This window comes from Neolewinella aquimaris, from assembly GCF_014197245.1.
GTDB classification, from domain to species: Bacteria; Bacteroidota; Bacteroidia; order Chitinophagales; family Saprospiraceae; genus Neolewinella; species Neolewinella aquimaris.
Genome location: NZ_JACIFF010000011.1, coordinates 65,194 through 80,434, shown reverse-complemented (window position 1 = coordinate 80,434; position 15,241 = coordinate 65,194). Strand labels below are relative to the sequence as shown.

The window sequence follows — 15,241 nt, the reverse complement described above, 5'->3', positions numbered from 1 at the left end:
AAGTAGGGCATCAGATACCGAAGCGAAGCCCGACGAACATGCGGCGGGGAAGACTGAATAAATCGGGATTCAGCACACGCCACTGGTAGGAGTCAAGATAACTCTGCACCGGTCGGCTTTCGTTCTCTATGCTTTCCAGTTGCTCGCGTCCGTAACTGCTCTGCAGAAAACCCGGATCGTCGGGAGAGCCGGTGGCGCTGTACACCCCGATGATGTTGCGGCGGTCGAGAATATTACTGACCCGGAAGTAGACATTGAGTCGTGACCGGCCGGCGATTACGAAGTTCTTCTCCACCTGGCCGTTGAGCGTAAAGTTCCACGGGTTTCGGCTCCCGTTGATGGCGCCGCGGGTGCCGGTTCCCCCCAGCTCCTGCGGGATAAAGGTGGCCGTGTAGGGCCGTCCGGACACGCTGCTTCCCTGAATATTGATTCCCGAATCGTTGAGCCACTTCGGCGTGCCGCTGCGGCTGTCGAAGCGGTAGTCCAGCACCAGATTGAACCGGTGTCGCTCGTCAAAACTTAGGGGAAATAGGGTCCGCAAATTGCCCCGGTTGGTAAGGCCGCGCTGGCTGGTCGCATTCGATCCGGTACCATCGGCGAATTGCAGCGTATAGTTGGCGTTCACCGTCACGTTGCTCGTCCGGCGCAGGTCATAGGTAAAGCTAAATCCCTTGACCGTGCCGAAATCCTGGTTGTCGTAGGTGGTGTACTGATTGACGATCGGCACCGGAAAGTAAGTTCTCAGCTGGACCATATCCCGCAATTCCTTATAGTATGCCGCCAGCGTCAGGGCCGAGGTATTGCTGATCTTGGTTTTGAACCCGACTTCGTAATCGATCGTGCGCTCCGGACGCAGCGCCGGGTTGTTGAAGGTGCTTCCGGTACGCTCCACGAAGTAGTAGTAGTCGAGGGCGGTTGCCAGGGTGTTGCTCGCGGGGCGCTGAATGAGTACGTCGTAGTGAGCAAAGAAATTCGCCTCTCCGGAAATGGGGAAGGAAAAAGCTAGGCGGGGCATCACGTTCAGCTGCGCATCGTAATCCTTGAATGAGGTGGCCACGGTAAACTCCTCCGACTTAATAAAATTGTTGGAAGCCTGCGCCGCCGGGTTGGCGTATCGCGGGAACACCAGCCCCGTCCGGATACCCTCGATCTCCTGGGGACCGTTGGTCGGCGTACCGTCGGCCTGGAACCAGTTGTCCCCGTCCCGGTAAGCCTGCACCTGGTCGCTCGTTTCGTCGGTGGTGTACACCCGGTAATCCGCGCCGATGTTTCCCGGGCGTTCCCCTCCGAAGTTGGCGTGAAAATCTTCCGCCCCGATGATATCGTAGAGGCTGTACGGATCCTTCAGCACCTTCGTGTTGGCATCGTAGCGATCGGCCCGTACCCCCACCCGGAAGATCATATTGTTGATGGTGAATTTATCCTGTAGGTAAGCCGCCGCGTAGATCGGACGGTTCGGCCCCACCGTAAAGTTGCGCTGACCCGTAACGGGATCGACGGCAAAAAAATCCTCGAACGTACCGTCGGTTTCGTTGCCGAGGTAGTCGTACCCCACGTAGTCGACGAGGTTAGCGAAAGTGAGTTCCTGCGCACTGAATTGGTCGAGAGAAAGCTGGTCGGGGGTAAGTCCGTCGATGTTCACGAACTGATCCAGCGGAACTCCGAGGTCCTCCCGGATGCGCCGGTAAAAGGTGCCGGCATCCGCCTCGATGGTCGGTGCCACTACCGTCGCCGGCCCCCGGTAACCCAGCGTCCCCTCCCCCAGGCTGACGTCGATGGTCTCCAATACCCGGTTTGCTGGATCGACCGCATTCAGGTGGCGATTGACTAACTGGCGGCCGGTAGTCCATAACCCAACCGGACTGAGCCGGTAGGAGCGGTTGACCCGCTGTTCGTACACCACTCCAAACTGGACGCTGTGTCGGCTTTTGTCCGAATCACCCGGCACCAACTCAAAGTTTGCGTTCGCCTGCAGCGTGTAGGTGTCGTTGTCCGAATTAAACAACTGGTTGTACACCGTACCGACGTTCTGGTGGAACCCCCAACTGTCACGGAATAGCGCCTGGGTACGGCCATTGATCGCGGCAAATTGGTCTAGGGTTGGTATTGGATTGCCCTCCTCCGTGACCTGCTGCAGTCCGATCAGTCCGTAGGTTTCGTCGGTAAAGATCTGATCTCCGCTATACCCCAAGTAGTTGTTGTAGTTGGACAGCACCGGGTTTACCGAATTGCTGGGATCGTAGTTGCGTAACACGCCACGGTAATCCGCCTGGACGGCACCGATAGCCGCACCCGTCTCATCCCGCTCGATGTTAAACACGGGGATGTAATCGATGTCGAAGCTACCTACGTAGCCGTAGTCGAAAATTCGGTCTTGATGCACCGGGTCATCGACACCGAGCTTGTTGTTTTCTATGCCTAGTTGCAGGACGTAGCTGGCGTTCTGTATCAGGCTGGCATTGCTGCCGGACTCACCGGCACGGCCCGCTCCCCCGAGTCGGTGGCGGAAGCGAAAATTGGCCCGGTAGTCTTTGTCTTCCGACGTCGGATTCCGGGCGGCATTGTACGTACGCCACGTCAGGCCAAAATTTTCACTGGGAGTGAACCGATTGTCCAGCGTGCCGTAAAACCCCGAAAGCGAAACGTCGATCGCATCACTTAAACGGGCATCCAGCTTACCGTTCAAGTTCAGTTGGCTGCGGTCCTCGTAAGGGCGGGTCGCCAGCGCATCCACGTCGCCGTTGTTCAGAAAGTCCGCGGCTACGGTTGGCAGCCCGTTCCGCACGATCACCGGATTGGCTTCGAGGTCCCTGATCACGTCTTCCCGGGCACGGTACACCGGCACGGCACTCGGGTCGTCGTCCGTTTGGTAGGTGTAGCGGCCACTCAGTCGGAAGCCGAGAATAGCCCGGTCCGCTCCCCGCTTGATAATTGGTCCCGAAATAGCCACTCCGGCCAGGCTGTTGCCGTAAGCGTCAAGGCCCTCACTTGTTTCCACCTCGGCACTTACGCTGTATTCGCTACTCGGCCCTTTCGTCGTGACTGAAATAATACCGCCGGTAACGTCACCGTAGCGCGCCTCAAGTCCCCCGGTAATTACCTGCAGCTGTTCGATCTCCGACTCCGGGAGTAGGCTGCCCTGTACTCGCACACCGTCGACGTAGTAGTTCGTGGCGTTGGAGCGTGATCCCCGAATGGTAATCGCACTCCCTTCATCGGACGATGCAGCGCCGGCGGTGATCGAAGCCAGTTGGTTGATGTTGCGGGTCGGCAGCCGCTGAATTTCCTCGGAGGTAATGGTCTGCCCGCTGGTCGTATTGTCGATCTCGATCAGTGGGATCTGGTAATCGGTCACCACCACGACTTCCAGGTTTACCCCGCCCTCGTTGGTCACTTCAATATCCGCGACATTGGTCCGACCCGGCAGCACGGGTATCCCGGTAATCTTCGTAGGGGGGTAGCCGGTGAAGTTGACTTCGACGTCGTAGGTGGCCGGATCGATATTCGAAAAGAAGTAGTTCCCGTTAAGGTCGGTCGTTGTCCCCTGGAAGAACGAACCCTCCCGAAACAGCGATACGGCGGCAAAGGCCAGTGGTTCATTGTCGGCATCAACGTCGATCACTTTACCCGACAGGGCAGTCTGGGCAGTAAGGGTCACGGCGGCAAGCAAGAAGGAACAGAACAGTAGAAATCCTTTCATACGGAGACGTTTAGCCGGGGGTGCCGCAAGACTTTGGCCGGTACGTACAAAAGTGCAAAAGAAAGCGGGAACATCGCCGGCGTTCACCTGCGCGGTAGCTGCCACGACAAATTTTTCACCCGTTCAAATGGAGTTTTTTGGCTTACATAGTGAACTTTTGTAAGCATTGTGGTGTTATATTAGTGTATTTTGATTTAGTAACAAGCGGACGACCTTACACAAACACACTTGAACCACCTGACCCACGGTCCGCAGCAAAAGAAATTATTATGAGAAACCTGATTCTATCTTCCACTTCCATTACCGGAACCAACGTAACCAACCAGAAAGGTGAAAACCTCGGAGAAATAAAAGACCTGATGATCGACACCGAAAACGGCACCGTTAATTATGCCGTACTCTCCTTCGGTGGCTTCCTCGGCATGGGCGACAAGTACTTTGCCATTCCCTTCGAAGCATTTACCGTTAACACGACCAAGGAGACCTTCGTACTCAATGTTTCTAAGGATCGCCTCGAGAATGCCCCCGGGTTCGACAAAGACAACTGGCCCAAAACCAGTGAGTCCAAGTACTGGGACAGCCTTCACGATCACTACGGAGTCCAACGCCGCACTCACCTGAGTCAGCGGACAACCGCCTAATCAATTTTTGAGAAATGAACTCCGGGAACCCCCTTCAGCAGCAAGCTGAAGGGGGTTCTTTTATTGTTCCGCAACCTAAGTACCGCCCTGCCGTTAGAGTGGAAAACGACCCATCTGATGTTTGGACTATTCAAAAAGGATCCGCTAAAGCAACTGGAACGCGATTACTCCCGCCTGCTCGAAGAAGCAATGGCCCTGCAGCGGAAGGGCGACATCAAAGGGTATGCTAGTAAATCAGCAGCGGCCGAAGCTGTAATGGACCAGATCATAGCACGTAGAGATGGCAACCAAAAAGACTGACCTGCCGCAGAAAATTTGTCCAGTCTGCAACCGCCCCTTTTCCTGGCGCAAAAAGTGGGCAAAGGTGTGGACAGAAGTCAAGTATTGCTCCGAGCGATGCCGCCGCAACAAATCCTAGATGGAATGTACGAACGCCCCCACGAACTCAAGCGGCCGGTTGACGACAGTGAAGACAACTTCGCCTTTCACCCCAAAAACATCTACCTGGCCCTACTGCTTTTCAGCCTCAGCATGCTGTTTCTGGCAATGACGGCTGCGTTTGTCTATACCCGGGTCCAGAGTGATTTGCCTCCCATCAAATTACCCTTACTTTTCTTCCTCAATACGGCCATCCTGCTGGGCAGCAGCTACACCATGGTACAGGCCAAGCGATTTTATCTCGCCGACAACACGGTCGCCTACCAACGAATGCTCTGGTATACCCTGGCACTTTCCCTCTTCTTCATGGTCATGCAGGGAGTAGCGTGGTACCAGTTATTTAGCAACCAGATCTATATCAATACCGACAATTCCGCCGGATACCTCTACGTGATTTCCGCACTTCATTTTGCCCACGTGATTGGCGGCTTGCCCTTTCTCGGACTGTTCATCTACCGGGCACGGAAGTACATGCAAGAGCCCGTAAGTGTCCTGGTCTACTTCAGTGATCCGGATAAGCGGTTGAACCTGCGACTGCTCACGATTTACTGGCACTTCCTGGATGCACTCTGGATTTACTTGGTCCTTTTCTTCCTGCTGAATCAACTAGTTTGGCAGTACATCGGGTAAGTATATTAAATACAACAGGTTCGCTATATATAATAAATAGCCTGTTTCATTTAATTAGACCTACTTCCCTTGCTTCGGTAACTTCTTGACGGTCAGCCTGCTGGAAAATTGGCACGGATGTTGTTAAGCTATAGGTGCACAACTATGTGTGATGATATTTACGTGGATTTTTCCACCACTCCTTGCTTATCTGATTTGATCTTTTCTACTGGGCTACATTCCGACAGCTGAACGACACATGGTTTTAAGCACTTTTTACCATTCAAAGCATTTCGTCCACGGCGAGATGCTTTTTTATTTGGCCTCGCCGCTCCAGCGAAGGTAGGCCTTCAGGAATCCCTCGATGTCTCCATTGAGTACCGCGTCGGTCTGGCTGGTTTGCCAGTTGGTGCGGTGATCCTTGACCCGGCGGTCGTCCAGCACGTAGCTCCGGATCTGACTTCCCCACTCATTCGCGGTTTTCCCGGCCTCGATCTCGTCCTTCTCGGCACGCTGGGCTTCCAGTTCCCGCTCGTAAAGCCGACTCTTGAGCATGTTAAGCGCCCGTTCCCGGTTCTGGTGCTGACTCCGCTCCTCCTGGCATTCCACGACGATACCGGTAGGTTCGTGGGTCACCCGAACGGCGGATTCAGTCTTGTTGACGTGCTGCCCTCCGGCGCCGGAAGCGCGGAAGGTATCCCAGCGAATGTCGGCCGTATTGATTTCCACTTCAATGCTGTCGTCCACCCGGGGATGCACGAAGACGGACGCAAAGCTGGTCATCCGCTTTCCTTGCGCATTGAAGGGGCTGATGCGCACGAGCCGGTGCACGCCGTTTTCTCCCTTCATCATTCCGTACGCGAAATCACCGATTAATTCCAGGGTGGCCGACTTTATCCCCACTACATCTCCCGCGGTTTCACTGGCCAGGCTTACGCGGTAGCCGGCGTACTTCTCCGCGTACATGGTGTACATCCGCAGCAGCATTTCCGCCCAGTCGTTGCTTTCCGTACCGCCGGCACCGGCGTTGATCTCCAGGATGCAACCGAGTTCGTCTTCGGGCCGGTTGAGGGTAGCCCGGAACTCCGCGTCATCGAGTACGGCTACCGTCTCTTCGTAGCGTCGGTCTACTTCTTCCTCCGACCCTTCCCCTTCCTTGAGAAACTCCTGAAGCACTTCGAGGTCGTCGACCCGATCGGCAACCTTCTCGTACTGACTTACCCAGTTTTTGTGGCTCTGCAGCTCCTTCATTACGAGCTCGGCAGCCTTGGAATCGTTCCAGAAGCCGGGATCGAGGCTCCGCTGGGTGAGGTCTTCTATCTTAAACGTTCGCTCGGAGACGTCAAAGATACTGCTTGAGCAAACCCAGGCGGGTTTGCAGTTCCTTCAATTGGTCGTTCGTCATGGCAGCTTTCTTTTAGGGTTAGGCAACAAATGTAGTTCATTTCGGCGGGTACGCAGGTGCCGGGTATTCGGGGAAAAGCGATCGGATTTGGACAGCAAACCGGCATTATCCCGCTGTTGGAGTCAACCTCAGCAAGGGCAACAACAGAAGGCCCGGATCGCGAGTACGCGATCCGGGCCTTTCGAAGCTCTTGGGGGTAGAGAAAGACTACTTGTCCTTCATGAAATCGTCAAGCTTGTCCTTATGTACCATCACTTCCTTGTAGGAGTAGCTACCGGTTTCGGGATTCTTGATGGACTGTACAACTTTAACGTAGTCGCGACCGGAACCTGCGTTGGCGGTACGCTTACCTACCCGTGAGTTCTTACTTACCTTGGCCATAATTCGTATCTTTTAGTCAGCAAACGGCGGGGAGCCGTAGGTGGTTGAGGTGCTTACTTAATTTCCCGGTGCACCGTCATACGACGGAGGTTGGAATTGTACTTCTTTAGCTCCATACGACCCGGGGTGTTCTTCCGGTTCTTCTGGGTTACGTAGCGGCTGGTGCCGGGTACGTTAGTTTCCTTCTGCTCGGTGCACTCCAGAATGATCTGGTTGCGGTTGCCTTTGCTCTTCTTAGCCATGGTGGATTGCGATTAAAGCTTTACGCCGGTTTCGATGCCCTTGCTTTCAAGCTTTTTGATGTAAGCGTGAACGCCGAGTTTGTTGATGGTGCGCATGGCATTGGTGGAAATGCGCAGGGTAACGAACTTGTCGAGTTCCGGCACGAAGAAGCGCTTCTTCTGAATGTTGGGAACGAAACGGCGCTTCGTCTTCCGGTTGGAGTGGGAGACGTTGTTGCCGCTGATCGGCTTCTTACCCGTGAGATTGCAAACTTTAGACATAGCGAAATGGCATTGCGAAAAAAAGCAGACCGTAGCCTGCTTTCCGATAAATGGTGACCGCGTCAGGATTCGAACCTGAAACCTCTTGATTCGTAGTCAAGTGCTCTATCCAGTTGAGCTACGCAGCCAGCTGCCTCATTTGAAGCGACCGCAAAGGTAATAACTCTTTTTAAACTCGACAAGCAAATTTAAAAAAAACAATCCCTCACTCCTCCTGCCCCTCCAGATACCAGCTCAGTAGCCCGCCTACGGCATCAATCGCGGTGTGCAACAGGATCAGGGGCCACAGGCTACCCGTCCGGTAAAAGAAAAACCCGAACAGCAGCGCCATGGCTACGATCTTGGCCACGGCGTGCCCGCCTTGGTAAATATGGGCCAGCCCGAAGGAAACGGCCGGAATCATCAGGGTAGCGGCAATGCCCCAGGAGTGCTGCTCCAGTACTTCTTGCAGGTAAGTGATCATAAACCCCCGGTACACGATCTCCTCCCCGATGCCGGCACAGGCGCACAGGAACAAAAAGTGTAAGTACTGCATCCCGTTGCTCGGCAGGAAGCCCAACTCCCTGAACTTCTCTCGCGTGTCCTGCTGTCTCGCCCGACTGCCAATCTCGGCGAACAGGTCCACCGCATAGAGAAACAAAAAGGCGAAGATCACCAGGATGGCTACCGGTTCGTAGGGCGTCCTCCCCCATCCCAGTCCCAGGTCGGTCAGCGGCCGGCCGTTGAAGTACCAGAAGATCAGCACGACCACCGAAAGCCCGAGCAGCAACACCCCATTCCCGTAGTACATCCGCACTTTAAGGCGTGGAGACCAGTAGATCGGTTTTCCCTTTCCCGACTTGCGCGCATTGAAGAAGAGAAAGGCGGGCAGGATTACGCCCAGCACGAGAAAAAGAAGATGAAGCGAGAGAGACACGCCGCAAAATACGGCCTCCCTTTACCTTTACCACCTTTTGCACCTCTCCCCCGTAAATTAGCTCGCTTGCAGTCGGCCATCCTCTTTAACTTTTTCGAATTCCGTACCGGATTCTGGTTACCGAAGGCCTACGTGTGCGGAATCGACCGGGCGGGGCGCCCCCAGGTCGTTCACCAGGCAGCAAAACGAGCCTCCCTCCAGAGTTACGGGATCGCAGCCGTGCCGGAACTCCTCCACGCCCTGGAACTTGCCGAAAGCCTCCGCGAGAAGTCCCTGGTCGAACACTTTCGCAGGGGGTCGAAGAAAACACCCAGCCTGGCCGGCCTCATCCGCGAGGAGAGCAAGGAGCGCGCCGCAGTGCTACAGTACGTTCACGCCAGAACAACGGCACTGCTGCAGCTTTGCCGGCAGACCCCCTTCCGGCTTGCCCTGAACCTCGACGTACGCTCCTCCCCTACGTCGGCACTGGTCGACTTCGATCACCAGCCCTGGAAGGCGCTTCTGTCGTTCACCCTGACGGAGGAGGGAATGCACTATCGGCTGCGCCTGCGCTCCGCCGACCGGGAGGTCCACCTCGTGCGCCACCTGGACCCCCGCATCCTCACCAACCGACCGGCTCCGGGTTGGATCGCCACCGGCCGGCGCCTGTTCACCGTAGCCGGACTGCGGGGAGACGCCCTGCGGCCATTCCTTACGCGAGACGAGGTAAGGATACCCCTAAGCGAAGTGGGCCGGTACCTGCGGAAGTTCGTTTCCCGCGCGGCCGTCGGCCACGACATTGAGGTGCAGGGATTCGACTACCTACAGATCGGGACTCCTTCCGAACTTACGCTTACCGCCCGGCCCCACCCCTTCGACCAAATTTATCACCTATATGCTTCCTTTACGTACGGCGAGGTGACCATACCCGCGGGGGATCCGGAGGAGGTAAAGGTGACCTACACCGTAGAGCCCCCCTTCCGGTTGGTGCGGGTCGTTCGCGACCGGAGGGAGGAAGAACGCTTGCTCCTTCCCCTGCGGGAAATGGGAGTACGGGAGGTGACCGGCACCGCCGCCCTCACGGTAGCGGATGATGCCGGAGCCTTCGGAAACCTGGCCTGGCTACTACGCAACCACGAACTCCTCTCGGCCAGCGGTGTAACCGTTGCCGTACCCGATGAGGGGGGACACCCCTTTACCCTGGCCCCGGCGTCGCTGGAAGTGAGCGCGGAAGAAACCGGCGACTGGCTCGATCTGCGGGGGACGGTAACCGTCGGAGATCACCGCATGCCCTTCGTGCAACTGATCCGCTACATCCAGCGGGGTGAACGTCGGGTGCCGCTGCCGAATGGTGAGCTTTTTTTGGTTCCGGAAGAATGGCTTGCTTCCTACGGCCCCGCCCTACAACTCGCCCGCGTGAACGGCAAATCGGTACGCATGGCACGCAGCCAGGCTCCCGCCCTCCGGCAATCGGGAGTCGTGGCTACCGGCTACGACCGGGAAGGAGACGAACTGGCCGCCGCATACCACCCTCCGGAACAGCTCCGCGCTAACCTGCGTCCGTACCAGCTTACCGGCGTGCGTTGGCTCATCAAGCACTACCATCAGCGATTGGGTGCCTGCCTGGCCGATGACATGGGACTCGGGAAGACCCTTCAGACCATCGCCGTACTCCTGTACGCAAAGCAAAATTTGGATACCGCGGATGCCCCACCCGCCGGGCAGATCGAACTGTTCGGGGGACCGGCGAGCGACGAGTCCTTTCTGAATCCCCTGCGCGCGCTGGTTATCCTCCCGGCGTCCCTGGTCTACAACTGGTCCGCGGAGCTCAGGAAGTTCGCCCCCTCCCTCACCGTCTGTATACAGACCGGCACGAAGCGCACCCGTGACCCCCGAATCCTGCGGCGCAGTGACGTGATCCTTACTACTTACCATACGGCGCTGCGGGACAAGGCCATTCTTAGTGAGATTGGGCTAAGCTATATCGTACTCGACGAGAGTCAGCAGATAAAGAACCGGAAGAGTAAGGTCTTCCGCATGATCAACGATCTCGAAGCTACCCACCGCATCAGTCTGTCCGGCACCCCGATCGAGAATTCCCTCTCCGATCTCTGGTCACAGATGCAATTCATAAATCCCGGGGTACTCCGCAGCTATCCCTTCTTCAAAAAAGCGTTCGTCGGCCCCATCGAAGTACACGACGATGAGTTGAAAAAAGCTCAGCTCCGGCAGTTGGTCGGTCCGTACCTGCTGCGGCGGACCAAAGCCGAAGTAGCCCCCGACCTACCGGAACTCGACGTTCAGGTGTTCTACTGTGAAATGACTGCCCAGCAACGGAGGCAGTACGAACGGGAAAGATCGGCCGCCCGCAATACCCTGCTCGGCGCACCCGCTCCGGAAACGGGTCACTACAAGCTCCTCGTGATTCAGACCCTGACCAGGTTACGCCAAATCGCCAACCATCCGGTGATCGCGGACCCAGACTATTCCCACGACAGCGGCAAGTTCGCGGAGGCCTTCGAGCAGTGGAACACCATCCGGCGATCCGGCCAAAAAGTGCTCATCTTCAGCAGCATGGTACGCTTTCTGGAACTTTTCCGGGATCACGTGACCCGTCTCGGGCAGCCCTACGCCTGGATTACCGGTTCGGTCGACAGCGCACAACGGGCGAGGGAGGTGGAGCGATTCCAGCACGACCCGACGGTACAGACCTTCCTGATCAGCATCAAGGCCGGGGGGACGGGGCTGAATCTGACGGCTGCCGATTACGTGTTCATTCTCGATCCCTGGTGGAACCCCACCGTGGAGGACCAGGCCATCGCACGGGCCCACCGCATTGGGCGACGGGGGAACGTATTCGCCCGGAAGTTCCTCAGTCAGGGGACGCTGGAGGAGAAGATTCACCGCCTCCAGCAACGCAAGAAGCGGCTGGCCGACGAGATCATCGGTGGGGAGGATCAGTTGCAACTAGACCGCGGGGAGCTGGACTTTTTGCTCTCCCCCGGGGATGCAACGTCGTAATTCCTAACTTGCAGCATGAAGCAAGCGGCCGCTCCCCCGAACGACGAACCGGACATCGACGCCCCACCCGTACTGGGAAGTTGGCGAAACATCTACCTGTTCGTGTTGCTGCTGCATCTTGCCCTCATCATCACCTTTTATCTGGTCACTTGCCTCTACAGTTAATGCTTCTCCTTTCTCCTAGCCAGTCTAACCACACCGTATGGACCTCCTAGACTGGTTCGTCATGACCGGCACGCTGGCGGCAATCGTGCTGTACGGCGTCTACAAAACCCGCAAGGTCGATAACGTCAAGAGCTACCTGCTCGGTGACCGCGACCTCAAGTGGTGGACCATCGGCCTGTCCGTCATGGCCACCCAGGCCAGCGCGATCACCTTCCTGAGTACGCCGGGGCAGGCCTACAACGACGGGCTTGGTTTCGCCCAGTTCTACTTCGGTCTGCCCATTGCAATGGTAGTACTCTGCGTCTTCGTTCTGCCGATTTATTACCGGCTAAAGGTGTACACGGCCTACGAGTACCTGGAGGGGCGGTTCGATTTACGGGTAAGAACCCTCACGGCCATCCTTTTTCTTATACAGCGGGGGCTGGCGGCGGGGATCACCATCTACGCACCCGCCATCATTTTGTCCACCATTCTGGAGTGGTCGCTGAGCCTCACCATTCTCCTGATCGGCGTTGTGGTGATCTTCTACACAGTTATGGGGGGCACCAAGGCGGTGTCCGTCACCCAGAAGCAGCAGATGATCGTGATCCTGCTGGGCATGTTTGCCGCGGGTACGGTAGTGGTACTCAAATTACCGGCGGGCATCGGTCTGGGGGATGCAATCGGCGTGGCCGGCCACCTGGGCAAGCTCAATATCGTCGACCTGGAATTCGACCTCAACGACCGCTACAATATTTGGTCGGCCATGCTCGGGGGTACCTTCCTGTTCTTGTCGTACTTCGGCACCGACCAGTCGCAGGTGCAGCGCTACCTATCGGGGAAGAGCCTGACGGAAAGCCGACTCGGTTTGCTCTTCAACGGGATCTTCAAGGTACCCATGCAGTTCCTGGTGCTGGTGGTGGGTATTTTGGTCTTCGTTTTTTTTCTGTTTCAGCCACCGCCCGTCCACTTCAACTCGGCGAACTTGGACAAACTGCGCAACTCCGAATACGGCTCCGAACTGACCGTACTGGAGGAGGATTACGCCAGGATCAACCAGCGCAACGAGCAGGCAACCCTCACCATGGTCGATGCACTGCGCACCGAAGATGAGGGTGCGATTGCCGCGGCCCGCACGGCCGTAGAGGGCACCCTGGCCGAGCGTCGGGCGGTGGCCAGTTCGGTCGACGGCCTGTTGGCCTCCTATGACCCCGAACTCATTACCGAGGACCGCGACTACGTTTTCATCACTTTCATCATCAACTACCTGCCGGTCGGGCTGGTAGGCCTCCTGCTGGCGGTCATCTTTTCGGCCGCTATGTCCAGTACCAGCTCCGAACTGAACGCCCTGGCAACCACCAGCGTCGTCGACATTTACCGCAGGTCGTTGGTACCCGGTCGCACGGACCAGCACTACTTTGCGGCCAGCAAGTGGCTGACCATTCTCTGGGGGGTTGTCGCCCTCGGGTTCGCGGCGGTAGCCAATCTTTTCGACAACCTGATTCAGGCCGTCAACATCATCGGCTCCCTGTTCTACGGGGTGATTCTCGGGGTGTTTGCCGTGGCCTTCTTCTTCAAGTACGTGGGAGGAAAAGCCGTATTCCGCGCCGCGATCATCGGGCAAACCTTCGTGACCCTTACTTTCGTAGCCAATTGGGTGGAGTTCATCGACCTGGCCTTTCTGTGGCTGAACCTTATCGGCTGCGTGATCACGATCGCCGTAGCGGTTGTTCTGGAAGGTGCCCAGACGCAGGATCCATCTCCTCCGGAATTGTCCTAACCTTCAGAAGCCATGCTATGAAACCCCACTGGCTTATCGGTCTGGCCATGCTGCCCATTGGCTACGTTGCCCGAAAGATCCGGAAGGACCCGCAGTTCGGCGCCTCCGTCGCCCAAATGGCCGAGCGCGATTACCAGGGTACGGCCGCCTGGAAAATGGGCCGCTTTCGCAACCTCGACAAAACGCGGCTACAGGAAGATTTTCGCAGCCTTATGGGCGACCTCATCGGCTACATACAGGCCAAACAGACTCAACCCACCTTACCCCTACCCGTAGCCGTCACCGATTCCCTGCTGCGTCCCGATCCGGCGACCGATCAGCTCACCTGGTACGGTCACTCGGCCGTGCGACTCGAAAGCGGAGGCAATACCGTACTCTTCGATCCCATGCTCGGCGAATGGGTGGCACCCGTACCGTTTTTGGGGCACCGGTTTCCGTACCTGGACTATCACCCCCTGGAAAGCATCGGGGAGATCGACCTGATCGTATACTCCCACGACCACTACGATCACCTGGACTACGATACGCTCATGGCCGTACGCGACCGTACTGCGGCCTATCTAGTCCCCCTGGGAATGGGCGCCCACCTGCGGCACTGGGGTATTCCCGATGACAAAATTACCGAGCTCGACTGGTGGCAATCCGCAACCATCGGCGGCATAACGTACACCGCTACTCCGGCCCGCCACTTCAGCGGACGTAGCCCCTCCACCCGGAATAAAACCCTGTGGTGCAGCTTCGTGATCGAGACGGCTAACCACAAACTCTACTTCGGTGGAGACAGCGGCTACGGCCAGCACTTCCGCGAGATCGGCCGCCGCTACGGTCCCTTTGACCTGACCATGCTGGACTCGGGGCAGTACCACAAGCGGTGGAAGAACGTACACATGCAGCCGGAGGAAGCCCTGAAGGCAAACGAAGAACTGGGCGGTCGTCACGTGATGCCGATCCACTGGGGCGGGTTTAGCCTGTCGGACCACAGCTGGTACGACCCCATCGACCGGATCATGACCGCCGACACCCACCAGCGGGCCATCAGTCCCATGATCGGCCAGCGGTTCAACGTAGCGGAGGCCGGCGAATACCGCGACCACTGGTGGGAAGCGATCACCGTTCGTCCCTGAGACGACACTGAAAAACCCGCAGCTCTTCCCACCTGCCGGCGGCGGCCAGGGTAGCCTGCTTCGGCCAGGAATCGAGCTCGGCGGGATCGAAAGGATGATCGGCCGTGCGGAGGATATCCCCCAGGGTGGTGACTTCGGCGGCCGCCAGTTCGCGCCAGGACGTGATACCGGCATCGCGGAGGATGGCATTGGCTACCGGGCCGATACCGGAGATGATGCGCAGGTTATCGTCTTCGAAGAAACCGCCCGCCTGCTCCGTTGCGTGCTCCGTGAGGGAAGCTTCCGCCTTTTCCGCCCGGTAACGGAGCATTTGCCGGTCGGCTTCGCAGCTCTGCAGGCTGGCCCGTAGGTCTGCTTCCATTTTGTGGGCTTCCTCGAGCTGGTACTTGACCCCCTGGTAGTCTTTTTCCCACTTCGTGGCACTGGCGTGGTAACGGTCCCTTTCGGCATTACTCTGCTCCAATCTTTCCGCGGCTACCCGGGTGAAGAGCCAGGTGAGGAGAGAGCCGAGCAGGAAGGCACCGAGCGACAGCAGCAGCCACCACAGCCAGGTGTCGGAAGTGTCGTTGATCTGGAGAAGAAGGGGACTCATAATCGTTT

General features: G+C 57.3%; 15 protein-coding genes and 1 tRNA gene. 8 read left to right on the top strand and 8 right to left on the bottom strand.

The genetic code is table 11. The annotated features are described in order from the left end of the window. Positions 1–10: 10 nt before the first annotated feature. Positions 11–3,700: a TonB-dependent receptor gene (locus GGR28_RS18090; RefSeq protein WP_183497239.1), complete on the bottom strand. Its 3,690-nt coding sequence runs from the start codon at positions 3,698–3,700 to the stop codon at positions 11–13. Positions 3,701–3,969: 269 nt separating this feature from the next. Between GGR28_RS18090 and GGR28_RS18085 the strand changes: the two genes are divergently transcribed. The 4 genes from GGR28_RS18085 to GGR28_RS18070 all read left to right on the top strand — a co-directional run bounded on the left by GGR28_RS18085 (position 3,970) and on the right by GGR28_RS18070 (position 5,409). Next, entirely contained in the window at positions 3,970–4,341 is a 372-nt protein-coding gene (locus tag GGR28_RS18085; protein WP_183497238.1) for a PRC-barrel domain-containing protein, read from the top strand. A gap of 117 nt (positions 4,342–4,458) precedes the next feature. After that, positions 4,459–4,641 carry a DUF6435 family protein gene (locus GGR28_RS18080; protein WP_183497237.1) on the top strand — a complete coding sequence of 61 codons (183 nt, stop codon included), beginning with the start codon at positions 4,459–4,461 and terminating at the stop codon, positions 4,639–4,641. After that, complete coding sequence (locus GGR28_RS18075; RefSeq protein ID WP_183497236.1) at positions 4,622–4,759, top strand: DUF2256 domain-containing protein; 138 nt, start codon at positions 4,622–4,624, stop codon at positions 4,757–4,759. Before GGR28_RS18080 ends, GGR28_RS18075 begins: the two co-directional genes overlap by 20 nt. A gap of 5 nt (positions 4,760–4,764) precedes the next feature. Next, a complete protein-coding gene (locus GGR28_RS18070; protein ID WP_183497235.1) occupies positions 4,765–5,409 on the top strand; it encodes a cytochrome c oxidase subunit 3 in 645 nt (214 codons plus the stop codon). Between the two features lie 294 nt (positions 5,410–5,703). Here the strand turns inward: GGR28_RS18070 and prfB are convergent. The 6 genes from prfB to GGR28_RS19410 form a co-directional block, all read right to left on the bottom strand. Next, positions 5,704–6,793 (bottom strand): peptide chain release factor 2 gene (gene prfB, locus GGR28_RS18065; RefSeq protein ID WP_183497234.1). Its coding sequence is split into 2 segments (ribosomal slippage): positions 5,704–6,732 and positions 6,734–6,793, totalling 1,089 coding nucleotides; the frame shifts between segments, so codons are not numbered across the junction. A 207-nt stretch (positions 6,794–7,000) separates the two neighbouring features. Beyond that, positions 7,001–7,174, bottom strand: a complete 174-nt coding sequence (locus tag GGR28_RS18060) for a DUF4295 family protein (RefSeq protein WP_183497233.1) — start codon at positions 7,172–7,174, stop codon at positions 7,001–7,003. Between the two features lie 53 nt (positions 7,175–7,227). Continuing rightward, the gene (rpmG, locus tag GGR28_RS18055; RefSeq protein WP_183497232.1) at positions 7,228–7,416 is read right to left on the bottom strand and encodes a 50S ribosomal protein L33; all 189 of its coding nucleotides are present in this window, start codon (positions 7,414–7,416) and stop codon (positions 7,228–7,230) included. A 12-nt stretch (positions 7,417–7,428) separates the two neighbouring features. Continuing rightward, entirely contained in the window at positions 7,429–7,677 is a 249-nt protein-coding gene (gene rpmB, locus GGR28_RS18050) for a 50S ribosomal protein L28 (RefSeq protein WP_183497231.1), read from the bottom strand. Between the two features lie 51 nt (positions 7,678–7,728). Next, positions 7,729–7,805, bottom strand: a tRNA-Arg gene (locus tag GGR28_RS18045). 77 nt (positions 7,806–7,882) lie between these two features. Further along, positions 7,883–8,593 (bottom strand): CPBP family intramembrane glutamic endopeptidase, encoded by a 711-nt coding sequence (locus GGR28_RS19410; RefSeq protein ID WP_183497230.1) that lies wholly within the window; start codon positions 8,591–8,593, stop codon positions 7,883–7,885. Between the two features lie 66 nt (positions 8,594–8,659). Here GGR28_RS19410 and GGR28_RS18035 point away from each other — a divergent pair, with 66 nt between their 5' ends. Genes GGR28_RS18035 through GGR28_RS18020 form a run of 4 tightly spaced genes read left to right on the top strand, consistent with a single transcriptional unit; the run spans position 8,660 to position 14,641 of the window. Beyond that, positions 8,660–11,593, top strand: a complete 2,934-nt coding sequence (locus GGR28_RS18035) for a DEAD/DEAH box helicase (RefSeq protein ID WP_183497229.1) — start codon at positions 8,660–8,662, stop codon at positions 11,591–11,593. Between the two features lie 15 nt (positions 11,594–11,608). Next, on the top strand, positions 11,609–11,758 hold the full coding sequence (locus GGR28_RS18030) for a hypothetical protein (RefSeq protein ID WP_183497228.1): 150 nt from the start codon (positions 11,609–11,611) through the stop codon (positions 11,756–11,758). A gap of 37 nt (positions 11,759–11,795) precedes the next feature. Then, positions 11,796–13,517, top strand: coding sequence for a sodium:solute symporter (locus GGR28_RS18025; protein WP_183497227.1), 1,722 nt, complete (start codon positions 11,796–11,798; stop codon positions 13,515–13,517). 17 nt (positions 13,518–13,534) lie between these two features. Continuing rightward, positions 13,535–14,641: an MBL fold metallo-hydrolase gene (locus GGR28_RS18020; RefSeq protein ID WP_183497226.1), complete on the top strand. Its 1,107-nt coding sequence runs from the start codon at positions 13,535–13,537 to the stop codon at positions 14,639–14,641. Here the strand turns inward: GGR28_RS18020 and GGR28_RS18015 are convergent. Further along, the gene (locus tag GGR28_RS18015) at positions 14,625–15,233 is read right to left on the bottom strand and encodes a hypothetical protein (protein ID WP_183497225.1); all 609 of its coding nucleotides are present in this window, start codon (positions 15,231–15,233) and stop codon (positions 14,625–14,627) included. The two genes, GGR28_RS18020 and GGR28_RS18015, sit on opposite strands and share 17 nt — an antisense overlap. Between the last annotated feature and the right edge of the window lie 8 nt (positions 15,234–15,241).

Excerpts from the sequence above, each read along its gene's own strand:
- GGR28_RS18090 (WP_183497239.1), bottom strand. The coding sequence starts at position 3,700 with ATGAAAGGATTTCTACTGTTCTGTTCCTTCTTGCTTGCCGCCGTGACC.
- GGR28_RS18085 (WP_183497238.1), top strand. The coding sequence starts at position 3,970 with ATGAGAAACCTGATTCTATCTTCCACTTCCATTACCGGAACCAACGTA.
- GGR28_RS18080 (WP_183497237.1), top strand. The coding sequence starts at position 4,459 with ATGTTTGGACTATTCAAAAAGGATCCGCTAAAGCAACTGGAACGCGAT.
- GGR28_RS18075 (WP_183497236.1), top strand. The coding sequence starts at position 4,622 with ATGGCAACCAAAAAGACTGACCTGCCGCAGAAAATTTGTCCAGTCTGC.
- GGR28_RS18070 (WP_183497235.1), top strand. The coding sequence starts at position 4,765 with ATGTACGAACGCCCCCACGAACTCAAGCGGCCGGTTGACGACAGTGAA.
- GGR28_RS18060 (WP_183497233.1), bottom strand. The coding sequence starts at position 7,174 with ATGGCCAAGGTAAGTAAGAACTCACGGGTAGGTAAGCGTACCGCCAAC.
- rpmG (WP_183497232.1), bottom strand. The coding sequence starts at position 7,416 with ATGGCTAAGAAGAGCAAAGGCAACCGCAACCAGATCATTCTGGAGTGC.
- rpmB (WP_183497231.1), bottom strand. The coding sequence starts at position 7,677 with ATGTCTAAAGTTTGCAATCTCACGGGTAAGAAGCCGATCAGCGGCAAC.
- GGR28_RS18030 (WP_183497228.1), top strand. The coding sequence starts at position 11,609 with ATGAAGCAAGCGGCCGCTCCCCCGAACGACGAACCGGACATCGACGCC.
- GGR28_RS18025 (WP_183497227.1), top strand. The coding sequence starts at position 11,796 with ATGGACCTCCTAGACTGGTTCGTCATGACCGGCACGCTGGCGGCAATC.
- GGR28_RS18020 (WP_183497226.1), top strand. The coding sequence starts at position 13,535 with ATGAAACCCCACTGGCTTATCGGTCTGGCCATGCTGCCCATTGGCTAC.
- GGR28_RS18015 (WP_183497225.1), bottom strand. The coding sequence starts at position 15,233 with ATGAGTCCCCTTCTTCTCCAGATCAACGACACTTCCGACACCTGGCTG.